We start from the raw sequence: 15,580 nt of genomic DNA on the forward strand, positions 1-15,580 counted from the left end.
AGTCGGCTATGCTTCGCGCCAGCGCGCCGGCAGCGCGATGTCGACAATCAGCCCGGCGGGGTCCCACCGCCGCTCGATCGTTCCGCTCAGATTGTTTCGAACGCTGCGTTCGATGAGTAGCGTGCCAAAGCCCGTGCGGTCAGGCGCGGAAACCTCCGCAGGAGCGCCACTCTCTTTCCACGTCATCCGGAATTGCCGATCATCCCCTTCGACCGAGTCATTGGCCCAGCGCACCTCAACCCGGCCGCCTTCGGCCGACAGCGCGCCATGCTTGGCCGCATTTGTCGCAAGTTCATTGAGGAGGAGCGCCATCGCGACCAGCGAATTTTCGGGAAGCAGCAGGTCCGGGCCCGACCAGCGCACCCCGGGGAAAGCCGCCTCGACTTCGCGCATCAAGGCATGCATCGACCCGGTCATGAAATTGGCGCCGAGCAGAACATTCTGCGCTCGGTTGAGCGCATCGAGCCGGCTGCTGATCCGCTCGACATAGTCATCGACGTCACGCGCCGAATGCCGGGTCAGCGAGATGATCGCGCCAACAGTGGCAAAAAGATTTCGCATCCTGTGATGGAGCTCGCGCATCAGAAGATTGGCATTCTCCTGCCGGCTCTTCTGTTCGGTGATGTCGACGTTGATGCCCGTCAGGATGGCCTCGTCGCGCCGCACGTCCCAATCGGCGCGGCCCGCGAGCCAGCGCACACCGCGCTCGGGGTGAACGACGCGAAATTCGCTGGCATAGGGGGTGCCATTGCCGATGGCCTCGTCGAGGGCCGTGCGAACCAGCGATCGGTCGTCGGGGTGGACGCGTTTCAAGACGCCGTCGAGCGATGCAAGAGCGATTTCATAATCAGCGCCCCATAATTCGCCAACCGCGCCGCGCCAGCGCACCGCGCCGTCGTTCACATGGAGCTGCCAGATCGCGATGCTCGAATAATCGAGCGCGCGTTCAAGGATGTGGCGCGCCTCATCGCGCTCGACCGCCGTGCGACGCAATTCCGCCTCCGCCATGATAATGGCTGCGAAATCCTCAAGCCGCTCGACCTCGCGCGGGTCAAGCGGCCCCCGGGCCTTGCGGTCCATGACGCTGAGCGCGCCGAGCACCGCGCCATTGTGGGCGCTCAGCGGTACCCCGGCATAGAAGCGGATTGCGGCCTCGCCCGTAACGAGCGGATTGTCTCGAAAACGCGGGTCTTGCGACGTGTCAGCGACAAGGAGCGGCGCGCCGCCCTTTATGACATGGTGACAAAAGCCGACGTCGCGCGGCAGTTCGGTGAGGTCGAGCCCTTGCGCCGATTTGAACCATTGCAGGCGATCGTCAACAAAGGAAACGAGAGCGATCGGCGCGTCGAACAGGTCGGCGACCAGCTTCGTCACTCGGTCAAAAGCCACCTCGGAGCTGCTTCCCATGATGCGATATTCGCGAAGCGTCTGCAGCCGCCAGCGTTCATCCCGTGAAGTCCCCTCATCCCGACCTTTCGCCAATGGATGCCCCTCGCCTCCTGCGGGCGCCTTGGCGCCGCTCTGTTCCGGGGGCCGCTGTGCCATGAAATCGGTCCCTACAAAAGCATCGTCGTCCTGTTAAGGATTGATCAGCGGCCGGCCGACCCTCCCCGGTGGACCGCATCAACGTCCCGGGAGTGTCTACGCATCCGCCGGCCACAAGTTGCAGGGCCAGGGCGCGCTTTTTTGAACGTCGACGGAACTCCCCAGGGCTCGACGGCGTATCGATTGGACCAAAGGGAGGCCTTACATGACACTGGGAGAGGAAATTCGCGGTCACCTGCCGGTTCTGCGCCGCTATGCGCGCGCGCTGACGGGCAGCCAGCAGCACGGCGACAATTTCGTCCATACGCTGCTGGAGGTGATTGTTGCTGCGCCTGAAGAATTCGAACCCATCCCCGACGCGCGCACGGCTCTTTACCGGGCATTTCACCGCATCTGGGAAACGGTGTTCCTGTCCGATGGCGAAGGCTCGGATGACGAAGACCCGCTCATCCGCGCCGCCAACCGGCGCCTCGCCCGTATCACGCCACTTGCCCGCCAGATTTTGCTGCTGACTGCGCTCGAGGGGTTCTCGACCGAAGAAGCGGCCATGATCACTGGCACTGATACGGAAACCGTCGAAGCCCTGCTGACCGAGGCGGTCGACGACCTCGATCGCGAGAGCAGGACCTCGGTGCTCATCATCGAGGATGAGCCGCTGATCGCGATGGAGCTCGAGCAGATCGTCCGCGACCTTGGACATGAGGTGGCGGGGATCGCGACAACGCACGACGACGCGGTCGCGGCGTTCGAGGACACCGATGCCGGCCTCATTCTCGCCGACGTGCAGCTCGCCGACGGATCCTCGGGGATCGACGCTGTGCAGGACATATTGGCGCGCGCACCCGTGCCCGCGATCTTCATTACCGCTTTTCCCGAACGACTGCTCAGCGGCAATCGCGTCGAGCCCACCTTCCTTATTTCCAAGCCCTTCCGCGAAAATACGGTCCGTGCCGCCATTAGCCAGAGCCTGCTCTTCACCCCCGAACTGGCGGCCTGAGACGCACCATCAGGCGGCTGCCTGCAAATAGTCTGCGACGCTGTCGCGCCCCGGACTAAGGCCCCGGAGCTGTAGGAGCGCGCCGGCGTTGCCGCGGTGATAGGTTCCGTGAAGGCACACATGCAGAATGATCTGCCCGCGGCTCATCCGCGCTGGCCTGCCGCTGGTGAAGGTAAAATCGACCGCTTCGTCGAAGGCCTCGAAGGGTAGCGCCTCGACATAGGCCGCATACCAGTCATCCCCCTCGCTGATCGAGCTCTTCAATGCGCACAAGCCCGGGAGCGTTTCGGTTTGCGGAGCACGATATGTATGCGCCTTGCCTTCGAGATGGTGCTGAAAGATGCGGTCAACCGCGTGGATATGGTCGAGAAGACGATGAAGAATATCCATGTCCTGCTCGCTGAGGGCATCACGGCTCTGCTCGATTGCCTCAAGCAATTCCCTGTCCGCCCAGCGTTTGACATCGACGAGCTGCATAAAAGGCAAGTTGACCATCTGACGCTCCTCATTCCCTCGCGGCCTATTTGGGATTGCCAGAATATGAGTAATTGCTCACAATAACTACTCGCATCGGCAAAGGCACGCACATGCTGGGTCAGAAGCGCTCGACGCGCGCACGAAAGAAGGCTGCTCAGGCCCGCTCGCGCGCGACGGTGGCGGCGCTCGTCGAGGCGACCGCTCGCATTCTGGTGCGCGAGGGCTTTGACCGAGCGAGCACGAATCGTATCGCCGAGGAAGCCGGCGTGAGTATCGGCTCGCTTTATCAATATTTCCCCGGCAAGGAGGCCCTCGTGGCCGCGGTCATCGAACGCCATAACCACGATCTGATGCAGGTCGTTCGCCAAGCTATGGCAGAGGCCGAACGCGAACCGATCGGAGTTGGTATCGACTGCCTGGTCGCCGCCGCGATCGAGGCGCACAGGGTCCATCCTGCGTTGCATCGCGTTCTGGCCGAACAGACGCCGCGCACAGGCGAGCTCGAGGGAGTTGAGCTTTTCCACCGCGAGGCTCTGAACCTATTCCGTGCCTATCTTGAGGATCACCGCGACGCGCTGGTCGTGACCGACCTGGATCTTGCCGCCTTTATCTGCGTCACCTCGATCGAGGCCCTCACGCATAGCGCGGTGATCCACCGCCCTAAGATCCTCTCGGGAGAGGCGCGGCAACGTCTCGTCGCTGAGACATCCCGAATGATTGCAGCCTATCTTGGCGTTCGCGGCGGATCGTAACGACCAGGGGCGCTATTCCCCCGCCGGGCCATTCGCCGTCAGATCGTCCACCTTGTCCATGATGGCGGCGAAAGCATCGCTCGCGGGCAGTTCATCCTCGCTCCGCAGCGGCATCTCGCCGCCTTCCAATATGTCCTGGAGCGCGGCGCGCGCGCGTGAAACGCGGCTCTTCATGGTGCCGATCGCGCAGCCACAGATTGCAGCACCCTCTTCGTAGCTGAGGCCCCCCGCGCCGATCAAGACCAGCGCCTCGCGCTGGTCGACCGGCAGCATGAGCAGTGCCCGCTGGACGTCGGCAAGATGCAGGCTGTCGTCCTGATCGTCGGGTGCGACCAACATTTTCTCGGCCGCGAGTTCATCATATTCCGCTGTGAACTTCTTGCGCCGCATCTGCGACAAAAAGCAGTTGCGCAAAATCACGAAGGCCCAGCTTTTCATGCTTGCCGGCCCCGGAATATATTGCGCGCGCGCCTTCCACGCCTTCAGCATCGTCTCCTGCACCAGATCGTCAGCGAGATCGGCGTTGCCCGTCAGGCTGCGACCGAAAGCGCGCAGATGCGGCAGCATCGCAGCAAGTTCGCGCTTGAAGCTGGCGTCGTCCAGGGGTTGGGAGGGGGCGTCGCTCGTCATGGCCGGCATCCTGCAGGATGCATCCGCGGCGCTGTAAAGAAACTTGTCATCTGGGGATGGCTTAGCCGGTGCTGCAGGCGTTGCAAAGCCCAACAATGACTTTGTCCAGCAGCGTGACCTCTGCGCTGCCGTGGCGCGCGGGCAGCCAACTGTGGCTTCGCTGCAACGCTTTGCCACGAAAATTCGGGGGCTGGGGGAACTCCAAGGGCGCTTCTGTCGTTGCTCGCTCATGGCAACCCACGGCGAAAAGAGGATGAACGGCCACGGCGCTCCGCCGGCGATGGCAGATGGTTCGCGCTGGCCGCGCAGTCCCTTCCCCGGCACGGGCGGTGACGAATGGCATCGGGTGCTGACCGGACGGCAATCGCCCGAGCCGGTCAGCGCAAAACTGCGCATGATTTACGGAACGATTGTCGCGGAGGAGCTGCCCGACCGCATGCTCGATCTTTTGTCCCGGCTCGACCAGAAACGTCCCGAATGACCCGTCGAAATGCTGTGCAGCATTCCCAAGACGCGCCCGATGACAGCCCGCTGTCGGACACCGAGTTCAAGGCGCTACTTGCCGACGTGATTCCGCATCTTCGCGCCTATGGGCGAAGCCTGTCCGGCAATCCCGATCTCGCCGACGATTTGACACAGGACACCATGGTCAAGGCGTGGGCGTCGCGCGATCGCTTCGAACGCGGAACGTCGATAAAGGCGTGGACCTTCGTCATCCTGCGCAACACCTTTTTGTCGCAAATGCGCCGTAACAAGTTTCGCGGCGAATATGATGAAAGCACCGTCGAACGCACCCTGTCCACCCCCGCAGCGCAGGAAGATTCAGGGGAAATGGCAGACCTCCAGCGGGGACTGATGGAGTTGCCGCAGGACCAGCGCGAGGCGCTGATCCTCGTTGGCGCAGGCGGTATGTCGTACGAGGAAGCGGCCGCGATCTGCGGCTGCGCGCTCGGCACGATGAAAAGCCGTGTTTCGCGCGCGCGCGCTGCGCTCGAAGAGATTATGGCACGCGGCCAGTTTTCGCAAAAGCGCGCCGAATCGCCGCCTGCCAGCGAGGCCATCGACGCCATCATGGACAGCGTCGAGGCGATCGCGGCGCGCCGCGACGCGCGGCGCTGAAAGCGACCCGCCCTCGAGCACGCCGACGCGACCCGGATGAAACTCGCGTGACGTCTCGCCCGTCACCTTCAGCGAGCCGGCGCGGCGAGGGTCGGCAAGGCTCGACATCGTGCCGCACCCGCGGCAAAATTGCCTCCTTCAATAGCCTAGCGAGCCTTCCCATGAAGAGATTCAGACCCCTCGCCTTTTCGGCCGCCTTCGTGATCGCGGCCTGTTCGGGCGGCAGCCAGTCCAGTGCCGCCTCCGATACGTCGCTCGACACATCGGGCGCTCAGCCCGCGGCGCCGCTCGCGGGCGCGCCGTTCACGGTGCAGGAGGTTGCGCGCTTTGCAGAACCCTGGGCCATGACTTTCCTTCCCGGCGGGACGCGCGCGCTTGTGACCGAGCGGGCAGGCAAGCTCAAACTCTGGCAAGCAGGCGGCGCAGCGCGTGACGTCGCGGGTGTGCCGCAGGTCGCCTATGGCGGCCAGGGCGGCTTCGGCGACGTCATCCTGAGCCCCGATTTCGCCGAAAGCGGCACAATTTATCTAAGCTGGGTGGAGGCGGGTGCGCGCGGCAGCTTTGGCGCCGTCGTCGGCAAGGCAAAGCTGGTAGATGGGGATAAGCCGCGGATCGAAGGGCTCGAAATCATCTGGAGGCAGGATCCAAAGGTTCCTGGCCGCGGCCATTTTTCGCATCGCCTCGCCTTTTCGCCCGATGGCCAATATCTCTTCATTACGTCGGGAGAGCGGCAAAAATTCGACCCCGCCCAGGATATGGACAAGAATCTCGGCAAGATTGTGCGGCTTCAGCCCGACGGCAGCACGCCCGCCGACAATCCCTTCGCCGACGCCGCGAAGGGGGGCGGCGGCGTAACGGCGCAAATCTGGTCGCTCGGTCACCGCAATCTCCTCGGCATCGCCTTCGACGGAGCGGGACGGCTTTGGCAGCAGGAAATGGGCCCGAAGGGCGGCGACGAGGTCAATCTGGTCGAGCGCGGCGCCAATTACGGCTATCCGATCGTATCGAACGGGGACCATTATGACGGCCGGGACATCCCCGATCATCCGACCCGCCCCGAGTTCAGCGCTCCGAAACTCTGGTGGAATCCCTCGATCTCGCCAGGCGGGCTCGCCTGGTACGGAGGCGACCTCTATCCGGGTTGGAAGAACAGCCTCCTGATGGGGGCGCTCTCAGGGGAGGGACTGATCCGCATGGCCATCGATGGCGACAAGCTCCATAAATCCGACCGCTGGGACTTCGGCACCCGCATCCGCGAGGTCGAGGTAAATGAAGATGGATCGGTTTGGCTGCTGACCGACGGAAAGGACGGAAAGCTGCTCAAGCTTATTCCCAAGAGCTAGCCCTTGCGCCTTCGTTCAGGGGGCTTGATCAGGGCACTCGCTTTCCCCACCTTGGTATCGGGCAAGGATGGAAAATCGCCCGCGTCTGCGGGAAATACGAACGGATTGCCGATGACCCGCGCCTTCCTCTCTCTCGGCTCCCGAAAAACCGGCTCTCTGCCAGGCGCCGACGCCCTCCCGCCCCTCGCCCTTCTCTGGGGCGAAGCTGGCGGGCTGCTGCGCGCGCTCTGCGGCCGGGTCTGGCGCCTTGGCCATATCCCCAATCCCGATAGCCCTCATCCACCCGTGATGGTGCTGCCCGGCTTTCTGTCGGGCGACTGGGCCACCAGGACGCTGCGCGCCGACCTTCGCCGTGCGGGGTTTCGCTGCTACGCCTGGGGCCTTGGTTTCAACCGCGGCGCGACGGCCGACCTCATCGAACGCATCGACGGCCGCGTCGATTGGATCATCGCCCGGACAGGGCGCGCGCCCGCGCTCGTCGGCTGGAGCCTGGGCGGCATTTACGCGCGCGAATATGCCAAACATCATCCGGGCAAGGTTGCGCGCGTCGTGACGCTCGGATCGCCCTTTTCGGGGAGCCGCCGCGCCAACCGCGCATGGCGCCTCTATCATGCTGTTGCGGGGCATCCTGTCGAGCGTCCGCCCGTTGACTTCCACCCCGCAGCGCGCCCCGCCATGCCGACCTTCGCCCTATGGTCGGCGCGCGACGGCGTCGTCGCGCCGGCGAGCGCGCGCGGTCTGCCGAGCGAAAGCGACCGGCAGGTGGAAGTGGGCTGCAGCCATATGGGCTTCGCTTTTGCCCCCGCCTCGGTGGCGGCGATTGTCAGCGCCCTCACCGAAGAAGCCAGCGCACGCGCCTGACCGCTCAGCATACGTCGATTCGGTCGAGCGGCGCGGCGCGCCACGCAAGCAGCATCCGCCCCCGCCGCCGCCCCCCGAGGCCCGTCGACACGAAGCCAACGCGGCGCAGCAGCGCGCGCGAGCGCGCATTGTCGGGGCGGCATTCGGCCACGATCGAGCAACCGGGCCGCGACGCCGCGAGCGCGTCGATCACTGCGCGCACCGCTTCGGTCGCAAGGCCGCGTCCGCGCGAGCGCGCCGCGAACCAATATCCGATTTCATAGTGGCCTCCGGCGCGGCGATGGACGCCGATCACGCCGTCGAGCGCGGCCCCATCGACGCTGCGGACGGCGTGAAAGACATCGCCGCCGCCCGACCCCGCGATCAGCGCGCGCGCATCGCTTTCGGTGAAGGGTTCGCACAGGAAATCGATCTGCGATGTCACCGTCTCATCGATGATCGCTGCAAGTGCGCGGGCATCATCGGCGATAAGCGGCGCGATGCGGCAGCGCTCGGTCGACAGGGCAAGCAAGGTATCGGTCATGTCGCGTCTTCTTCTCAAAACGCGCGCCGTGATGGAGGAGGATCGCTTGATGCTGACCAATCGCCTGTCCGAACACGGCGGCGATGGTCACAGGATGATGCCATGCCGCTCCTAGGTAAAGGAGCGCCAATACGCCTTGAAACGAAGGGATCGGTCGTTGGTCATCGCAGCGGCTCTAACAGCTTTCACGGTGGCGATCAACGCCGACCAAAACCGGGAGGCAGGACAATTTCTGGCTGAAGGACGGTGAGGAGCAAGTCGCGCGCTGTCGCTGCGCGAGCTCAATCCTCTCCCTTTCCTTCCTCAAAACGCCGCGAGAAAAAATAACCCGAAAATCATAACAAACCGCATTACTGTTTCACAGGGCCGAAGAACATAAAGTCCAGTTGTGATGAAAGATTTTTCCTTTTTCAAGACTTGATTAAAAGGAGGGAAATGGCATATTGGCCTTGGCGGGCAAGGCACGGTCTTCATTCCCTCTGACGTGCCGGCACGACGCAGCGCGCGTGCTCCGAAAGGATACCCCGCCACCAGATTTTCGGCGCGGCCGATGTACGGTCCTCCAAAAGCGGCTTTTTCCGCGCTGTTAGCGCGCCCAATCCCGCACTCGCTCGCCGATTCCGACGAAAGGTTTGAAGACAATGGCCCGCCGCGCGTGCGCACGGCGGGGCATGTTCTCACTCAAATCCGCCGTCACCGACGGTCATCGGCGCCCCGACCCGCGAGACCTCGGAGGCAGGCGGAGCGCGGTCCCTTTGGCGAGCAGCGACCAGGAATCAGAGCGGGGTCAGCATGGCTCCGAAAGAAACGAGGGCGAGCAGGGCGACCGGAATGAGCAGCAGAAGCAGTGAGATATCTTCGCCAGTCCTTGCGATACGATCCTCGTCGAAAATTCCCAGTCGGGGCATCGCGGCCGGGCCACGCCTCGGGCTTTGGGAAGGCAATGGGGCGACTGGACTGTCCTCCAGGGCGCCGTCGCGCTTGAAGGAAGCAAAATGAATAGACATAGCAGTTTCTTTCAGGGTGATAGGTGCACAGGAAAGCAAGGGGTCAACCGCCCAGCGATCAGCCGATCAGCCACCAGAGCGCCGCCCCAGCTGCAGCGACGGGAAGAACAAGCAAGAGCGACAGAAGTCCGCTCGATACGCTGAGCCTGTCGCCGTGGTCGCGGTAGAATGCCGCAAGCTTGTCCGACAGCGCCTCGTCAGCCGTCATCACGGCCTTGTCGATCAACGGCAGGTCGGGGAAAATCGCGACAAGCCGTGCGAGTTCGAATGCGTCGAGCTGCGGATAGCGGGCAAGCAGGCGCTCGGCTTCCTGCGTCTTCCGGCACGCGCCGGGGATAGGGGGGCGGGTTCGGGTCGCCATTGTTTTCATAGCTCCATTGTCCAGCAAAGAGGACCGGACGGAGAAGCGCCCGTCCGGGTGGGAAAATTTGCCTCGCATCAGGAGAAAGGGGCGCGGAGATCCTGCCGGCGACCCATCACGAGATGCCATGCACCGGACGCAGCCTGGCGGGCCCGCGTCCGGCTAGACGCCAATCAGCATGCGTCCGCTGGTCCAGAAAGGAGATCTGACACTCATGACGGCCCTGTAGATAAGGGTTCTGCAGAAATATTCAAGCGGCCCGCTAGCTTTGGGCAACGAGTGACAGGGAAGTTTAATTTTAACGAGAAAAATATTCAAAAATTTCTTGATAAAGTCGAATTTTAGTTACTTCTCATTAGAGAGCATCGAGATATCCAGACTATAAATCTAGAAAAATCAAAATAGATGTTTTCTTAGAAATTCTGTTTTTCTACCCGCGCCGGAAGCGGCGCCGAGCTTTTCCAAAATAGGAAAGCGCCCCCATGAGATGAACTCGCTGCAGGTCCCGGCCGCGGCCCTCGCCCAAACATGGGGTGGAGCGCCTGCTCGCTGGCGCAGAAACTCGAATTCAGGCTCGATCAATTGGGCCCGCATCGATCAAGGGCGCTGCGTCCATGTCGGCTGCGCCCAATATGTCCGCCAGCCGCTCTGTGCCAGCGAGGACCATCGCTTGCTCCCACGCGGGAAGCGCCGAAAAGCGGGCGCTGAATATTTCCTGCAACATATCGGGGGCCTCCGCGAGGCGGCGCCGGCCCTCGGGCGTCGCCTCGAGGAGCATGCGCCGCTTGTCCCGATCGCTGCGCGCGCGCGTCACAAGGCGCAAGGCTACAAGCCGGTCCACAATTGCGGTAATTGTCGCGTGGCTGAATTGCAGGCGCTGCGCGACCGCACCGGGGGTGACCTCTTCCCCACCATCAATCTCGCGCAGAACCAGCAATTGCGAAGGCGTGAGCCCCGTCGCCGAGGCAAGGCGCCGCGTGCCGCCTTCAGCCGCGCGCAGGACGCGCCGCAGGGCCTTCAATGTCGCGCTCGCTATCTCCGAATCCATGCGCATTTGTAGCGCCCCAGCCCGCCCCCGCAAAGCGCTTAAGGATCAAGGGCGCGCCATTCTATTTCACTTCTTGAAAGATTAATTTCCCGCCCCGGGTTGAGATCAGCAATGAAATCCCTATATTTTCCTTCGAATCATGATCCACCTATCTTTGGGTCACCAGAAAATCATTTCAGGAGATGAAAGATATTTGTTCGGCAAAAAGACGCAGAGTCATTGCCTCCAGGGAAAGATCGGGATGAACCACCACCCGCTGCGGATGAAATCCAGCTACGCAAGCCGCAAGCCGCGGACGGACCAGCCATAACTGCGTTGATCGCGGCCTGCCCGCCGCTTGATCGCAACAGCCGCTATTGCAACCTTCTGCAATGCGCGCATTTCGCCGGCAATTGCATTGTCGCTGAAAAGGCGGGCCGCATCGTCGGCTGGGTCTCAGGCTATCGCCCCCCTTCGGATCCTGACGCTTTTTTTGTCTGGCAGGTCGCCGTCTCGGCAGAGGGGCGCGGAAAGCAGATTGCCCGCCGCATGATCTCCGCCCTGCTTGCAAGGCCGGAGCAGCGGGATACGACTCATCTGATCACCACGATAACCGATGACAATGAGGCGTCATGGCGTCTGTTTCGCGGGCTTGCCAGAGATTGGCGAGCCCCCCTTGAGCGGAAGGCGTTTTTCGAGCGCGAAACACATTTCGCCGGGGCCCACGCCACCGAGTTTCTGGCCCGCATCGGGCCCATCGATCGCCAGACTATTCACGAAAAACGGGGTTGAACCATGACCATGTCACCTGAACCGTCCGGCACAGTTCCGGACACGGCCATCTATGATCGCCGCGAATCCGCAGTCAGAAGCTATGCCCGCTCGATGCCGCGCCAGTTCGGCCGCGCCGAAGGCGTCTGGATGCATGACGATCAGGGCGGCCGGTATCTCGACTTTCTGTCGGGCTGCTCAACGCTCAACTATGGGCACAATCATCCGATTTTGAAGCAGGCCTTGCTCGACTATATTTCCGCGGACGGAATCGCGCACGGGCTCGACCTTCACACCGGCGCCAAGCAAGGCTTTCTCACGGCTTTCGAAGATCTGATTCTGACGCCGCGCGGGCTCGATTACCGGGCGATGTTCACCGGACCCACGGGCACCAATGCGGTCGAGGCCGCGATCAAGCTCGCGCGCAAGATTACGGGCCGCGAGTTGGTGATTGCCTTCACCAACGGTTTCCACGGTATGACGCTCGGCGCGCTCGCCTGCACCGGCAACGCGGCCAAGCGCGGGGGCGCGGGCGTGCCGCTCAGCCACGTCGCGCACGAGCCTTATGACGGCTATTATGGCCCTGACGTCGACACCGCCGACCTTCTGGAACAACGACTTGCCGATCCGTCGAGCGGGCTCGACGCGCCCGCTGCCATCCTTGTCGAGACGGTGCAAGGCGAAGGCGGTCTCAATGCCGCTTCGCCCGAATGGCTCCGCCGGATTGCCGATATCGCGAAATCCCACGGCGCGCTGCTTATCGTCGATGACATCCAGGCTGGCTGCGGCCGCACAGGCGGCTTTTTCAGCTTCGAGGCGATGGGCTTCATCCCCGACATCGTGACGCTCGCCAAGTCGCTGTCGGGCATGGGACTGCCCTTTGCGCTGACCTTGCTGCGCCCTGAACTCGACCAATGGTCGCCAGGCGAGCACAACGGGACGTTTCGCGGGAACAACCACGCCTTCGTGACCGCGACCGCGGCGCTACGCCATTTCTGGAGCACGGAGGAATTTCATCGCGACATTGAGCGGCGTAGCCAGCTGCTCGAATCGCGGCTTCTTCGTATCGCTGCCGAACATGGTTTCGAGGCGCGCGGCCGCGGTATGATGCGCGGGATCAACCTCGGCTCGGGCGAGCTTGCCGCGACTGTTACAGCCGCCTGCTTCGACGCGGGCCTCATCATCGAGACCAGCGGTGCGCATGACGAGGTTATCAAGGTGCTCGCGCCGCTTGTCATTGACGATGCCGTTCTCGGCATCGGCCTCGACATCCTCGAAACCAAGATCCGCGAGGCGGCGGAAAATAATTACGCTGTCGCCGCCGAATGAAGCAGGAGAAAATCACATGATCGTCCGCAACCTCAATGACATTCGCAAGTCTGACCGCAACGTCCGCTCCGACGGCTGGGCGAGCGCCCGCATGCTGCTCAAGGACGATGGAATGGGCTTTTCCTTCCACATCACTACCATGTTCGCCGGCAGCGAACTCAAGATGCACTATCAGAACCATCTCGAGGCCGTTTTCATTCTCAAAGGCAGCGGCACGATCGAAGATCTGGCCACCGGCGAAATCCACCGGCTCGAGCCCGGCGTCCTATATGCGCTCAACGACCACGACCGGCACATCGTGCGGCCCGAGACGGATATCTTGACCGCCTGCGCCTTCAACCCGCCCGTGACTGGCAAGGAGGTGCATGACGAAGACGGCGCCTATCCGGCTGACGCTGACCTTGTTCCCGCTGACTGATCACCAGAATCACCAGAATCACCAGAATCACCAGAAAATGAAAAGGGAGACGTCCGATGCAAGACCTCTACCCCTCACGCCGCGCTGCGGAGGCCGAAATGCGGCCGCGGCAGGACCCCGTTCTTCATAGCGAATGGACCGATGACGCGCCGCTCAGCGCGGCGCAGGCCGCGCAGTTCGACCGCGATGGCTATATCGTCCTTGAGGATATTTTCTCGGCCGAAGAGGTGGCTTTCCTGCAAAAGGCTGCAGGCGCGTTGCTCGCGAATCCGGACGCGCTCGACAGCGACACGATCGTAACCGAGCCGCAAGGCAAGGAAATCCGCTCGATCTTCGAGATCCACGCGCAGAGCCCCGTGATGGCCCGCCTCGCCGCCGACGCGCGGCTTGCCGATGTCGCGCGCTTCCTGCTCGGCGACGACATCTATATCCACCAGTCGCGCCTCAACTATAAGCCCGGCTTCACGGGCAAGGAATTCTACTGGCACAGCGATTTCGAGACCTGGCATGTCGAGGACGGCATGCCGCGGATGCGCGCGCTGTCGATGTCGGTATTGCTCGCGGACAATACCCCGCACAACGGACCGCTGATGCTGATACCCGGATCGCACCGCACGTTTCTAAGCTGCGTCGGCGAAACCCCGGACAATCATTATCTCAGCTCGCTCAAGCGCCAGGAATATGGCGTGCCCGACGAGGAAAGCCTTGCCGAGCTCGCGCACAAGCACGGCATCGTGGCGCCGACCGGCAAGCCGGGAACGGTGATTATCTTCGACTGCAATCTGATGCACGGATCGAATGGCAATATCACCCCCTTTCCCCGTGCCAACGCCTTCCTCGTCTATAACGCCCTCAGCAACCGGCTGGGGCCGCCCTTCGGGGTGGACAAGCCGCGCCCATGGTTCCTTGCGCATCGCAGCGATCCCCGGCCGTTGACGATCGAAAGAGGCTCGCTCGTCGAGGCTGTGGCGGCATGAAGGGGCACAGCGTCGAGAAGATAGGCGGCACCTCGATGGCCGCGACGGCGACATTGTTCGACAATGTGTTGATCGGCGGCCGATCGGGCGCCGACCTTTATAACCGCATCTTCGTCGTCTCGGCCTATGCGGGGATGACAGACCTGTTGCTCGAGAACAAGAAGAGCGGCGCGCCGGGCGTATACGGCCGCTTTGTCGCCGACGAAGATGCCGGGGGCTGGCGCGGGGCGATGGAGAATGTCCGCAGCGTAATGCACGCGCGTAACGCGGCGATGTTCGCGCGGCCCGAAAGCCGGGCCGAGGCCGATGCTTTCGTGGACCAGCGCATCGACGCGGTTACGGCCTGCCTCGAGGATCTGGCGCGACTGCGCGCCCACGGCCGCTTTTGCGTCAAGGAACAGCTGATGACGGTCCGCGAGCTACTCGCCGGGATTGGCGAGGCCCATAGCGGGCACAGCACCGCGATGCTGCTACGCGACCGGGACGTGAACGCGTGCTTCGTCGATCTGACATTGTGGGACCAGGACCATCTTGGAAGCCTTGATGAACGGCTCAAGGACGCCTTCGCTTCGATCGACCTTGCAACAACGATGCCGATCGTCACCGGCTATGCGGGATGCGAGGGCGGAATGGTTCGTCGCTATGCGCGCGGCTATACCGAAATGACCTTCTCGCGCCTCGCGGTTGTCACCGGCGCGCGCGAGGCGATCATCCACAAGGAGTTCCATCTGTCGAGCGCCGACCCCAAGCTGGTGGGGGAGGAGAAGGCGTGCAAGATCGGCCGCACCAACTATGATGTCGCCGACCAGCTTGCGAACCTCGGCATGGAGGCGATCCACCCCGGCGCCGGACGCGGACTGAGACAGAGCGGGATTCCGCTGCGTGTCCGCAACAGCTTCGACCGTGACGATGGAGGCACATTGGTAACCGGCGACTATGTCTCCGACGTACCAAGGGTCGAAATCGTCACAGGTATCCGCCAGATGCAGGCGCTGACCTTTTTTGAGCAGGATATGGTCGGGGTGAAAGGCTATGATGCCGCGATCCTCGACGCCCTGACGCGGCACCGCATATGGATCGTCAGCAAATCGTCGAATGCGAACACGATCACCCATTATCTGTCGGCAAGCGCCGAGGCGCTGAAGGGCGTGATCGCCGACCTGCAGAAAGACTATCCCGAGGCCTCCATCTCGGCGCAGCCTGTGGCGATGGTCGCGGCGATCGGCAGCGACATATCGCGCCGCGGGCTCGTCCCCGATGCACTCAGCGCGCTCGAAAGGGCGGGGATCGGCATCATCGCACTCCAGCATCAGATCCGCAACGTCGACGTCCAGTTCATTCTTGAATGCCGCGATTTCGAAGCAGCAGTGCGCGTGCTGCACGAGGCCCTCGTCGAGGATCAGGGTTCGAGCGCGGAGGGCCGGCGCGCCGCATGAGGCGGTG

18 protein-coding genes are annotated in these 15,580 nt (G+C 62.8%); 11 read left to right on the forward strand and 7 right to left on the reverse strand.

Going from position 1 to position 15,580, the window contains the following annotated elements; genetic code table 11:
- Positions 1–6: 6 nt before the first annotated feature.
- Positions 7–1,545 (reverse strand): GAF domain-containing protein, encoded by a 1,539-nt coding sequence (locus B5X69_RS13110; protein ID WP_079639159.1) that lies wholly within the window; start codon positions 1,543–1,545, stop codon positions 7–9.
- A 205-nt stretch (positions 1,546–1,750) separates the two neighbouring features.
- Between B5X69_RS13110 and B5X69_RS13115 the strand changes: the two genes are divergently transcribed.
- Positions 1,751–2,542 carry a response regulator gene (locus B5X69_RS13115; protein ID WP_079639160.1) on the forward strand — a complete coding sequence of 264 codons (792 nt, stop codon included), beginning with the start codon at positions 1,751–1,753 and terminating at the stop codon, positions 2,540–2,542.
- Between the two features lie 9 nt (positions 2,543–2,551).
- On the opposite strand, the gene B5X69_RS13120 is transcribed toward B5X69_RS13115, so the two are convergent.
- On the reverse strand, positions 2,552–3,037 hold the full coding sequence (locus B5X69_RS13120) for a DinB family protein (RefSeq protein ID WP_079639161.1): 486 nt from the start codon (positions 3,035–3,037) through the stop codon (positions 2,552–2,554).
- A gap of 92 nt (positions 3,038–3,129) precedes the next feature.
- Between B5X69_RS13120 and B5X69_RS13125 the strand changes: the two genes are divergently transcribed.
- Positions 3,130–3,771 carry a TetR/AcrR family transcriptional regulator gene (locus B5X69_RS13125; RefSeq protein WP_139375784.1) on the forward strand — a complete coding sequence of 214 codons (642 nt, stop codon included), beginning with the start codon at positions 3,130–3,132 and terminating at the stop codon, positions 3,769–3,771.
- Between the two features lie 12 nt (positions 3,772–3,783).
- Here the strand turns inward: B5X69_RS13125 and B5X69_RS13130 are convergent, their stop codons facing one another.
- Entirely contained in the window at positions 3,784–4,401 is a 618-nt protein-coding gene (locus B5X69_RS13130; protein ID WP_425441514.1) for a sigma-70 family RNA polymerase sigma factor, read from the reverse strand.
- A 253-nt stretch (positions 4,402–4,654) separates the two neighbouring features.
- On the opposite strand from B5X69_RS13130, the gene B5X69_RS13135 reads away from it, so the two are divergent.
- From B5X69_RS13135 to B5X69_RS13150, 4 genes are all read left to right on the forward strand, one after another.
- Positions 4,655–4,882, forward strand: coding sequence for a NepR family anti-sigma factor (locus B5X69_RS13135; RefSeq protein WP_139375785.1), 228 nt, complete (start codon positions 4,655–4,657; stop codon positions 4,880–4,882).
- On the forward strand, positions 4,879–5,520 hold the full coding sequence (locus B5X69_RS13140; RefSeq protein ID WP_079639164.1) for a sigma-70 family RNA polymerase sigma factor: 642 nt from the start codon (positions 4,879–4,881) through the stop codon (positions 5,518–5,520). Before B5X69_RS13135 ends, B5X69_RS13140 begins: the two co-directional genes overlap by 4 nt.
- A gap of 161 nt (positions 5,521–5,681) precedes the next feature.
- Positions 5,682–6,863, forward strand: a complete 1,182-nt coding sequence (locus B5X69_RS13145) for a PQQ-dependent sugar dehydrogenase (RefSeq protein ID WP_079639165.1) — start codon at positions 5,682–5,684, stop codon at positions 6,861–6,863.
- Between the two features lie 111 nt (positions 6,864–6,974).
- On the forward strand, positions 6,975–7,724 hold the full coding sequence (locus B5X69_RS13150) for an alpha/beta fold hydrolase (protein WP_079639166.1): 750 nt from the start codon (positions 6,975–6,977) through the stop codon (positions 7,722–7,724).
- A gap of 4 nt (positions 7,725–7,728) precedes the next feature.
- Here the strand turns inward: B5X69_RS13150 and B5X69_RS13155 are convergent, their stop codons facing one another.
- The 4 genes from B5X69_RS13155 to B5X69_RS13170 form a co-directional block, all read right to left on the reverse strand.
- Positions 7,729–8,247, reverse strand: coding sequence for a GNAT family N-acetyltransferase (locus tag B5X69_RS13155; protein WP_079639167.1), 519 nt, complete (start codon positions 8,245–8,247; stop codon positions 7,729–7,731).
- A gap of 776 nt (positions 8,248–9,023) precedes the next feature.
- A complete protein-coding gene (locus B5X69_RS22265; protein ID WP_281250935.1) occupies positions 9,024–9,155 on the reverse strand; it encodes a hypothetical protein in 132 nt (43 codons plus the stop codon).
- 157 nt (positions 9,156–9,312) lie between these two features.
- Positions 9,313–9,615, reverse strand: coding sequence for a hypothetical protein (locus B5X69_RS13165; protein ID WP_079639169.1), 303 nt, complete (start codon positions 9,613–9,615; stop codon positions 9,313–9,315).
- Between the two features lie 568 nt (positions 9,616–10,183).
- Positions 10,184–10,663, reverse strand: coding sequence for a MarR family winged helix-turn-helix transcriptional regulator (locus B5X69_RS13170; RefSeq protein WP_079639192.1), 480 nt, complete (start codon positions 10,661–10,663; stop codon positions 10,184–10,186).
- Between the two features lie 267 nt (positions 10,664–10,930).
- Between B5X69_RS13170 and ectA the strand changes: the two genes are divergently transcribed.
- Genes ectA through B5X69_RS13195 form a run of 5 tightly spaced genes read left to right on the forward strand, consistent with a single transcriptional unit; the run spans position 10,931 to position 15,573 of the window.
- Entirely contained in the window at positions 10,931–11,434 is a 504-nt protein-coding gene (gene ectA, locus B5X69_RS13175; protein ID WP_079639193.1) for a diaminobutyrate acetyltransferase, read from the forward strand.
- 3 nt (positions 11,435–11,437) lie between these two features.
- Positions 11,438–12,742, forward strand: a complete 1,305-nt coding sequence (gene ectB / locus B5X69_RS13180) for a diaminobutyrate--2-oxoglutarate transaminase (RefSeq protein WP_079639170.1) — start codon at positions 11,438–11,440, stop codon at positions 12,740–12,742.
- 16 nt (positions 12,743–12,758) lie between these two features.
- A complete protein-coding gene (locus B5X69_RS13185) occupies positions 12,759–13,160 on the forward strand; it encodes an ectoine synthase (RefSeq protein WP_079639171.1) in 402 nt (133 codons plus the stop codon).
- A gap of 56 nt (positions 13,161–13,216) precedes the next feature.
- On the forward strand, positions 13,217–14,137 hold the full coding sequence (gene thpD / locus B5X69_RS13190; RefSeq protein WP_079639172.1) for an ectoine hydroxylase: 921 nt from the start codon (positions 13,217–13,219) through the stop codon (positions 14,135–14,137).
- Positions 14,134–15,573 carry an aspartate kinase gene (locus B5X69_RS13195; protein WP_079639173.1) on the forward strand — a complete coding sequence of 480 codons (1,440 nt, stop codon included), beginning with the start codon at positions 14,134–14,136 and terminating at the stop codon, positions 15,571–15,573. The genes thpD and B5X69_RS13195 overlap by 4 nt, the downstream gene beginning before the upstream one ends.
- Positions 15,574–15,580 lie beyond the last annotated feature (7 nt).

Origin of the sequence: Sphingopyxis flava (assembly GCF_900168005.1) — a bacterium.
GTDB lineage: Bacteria > Pseudomonadota > Alphaproteobacteria > Sphingomonadales > Sphingomonadaceae > Sphingopyxis > Sphingopyxis flava.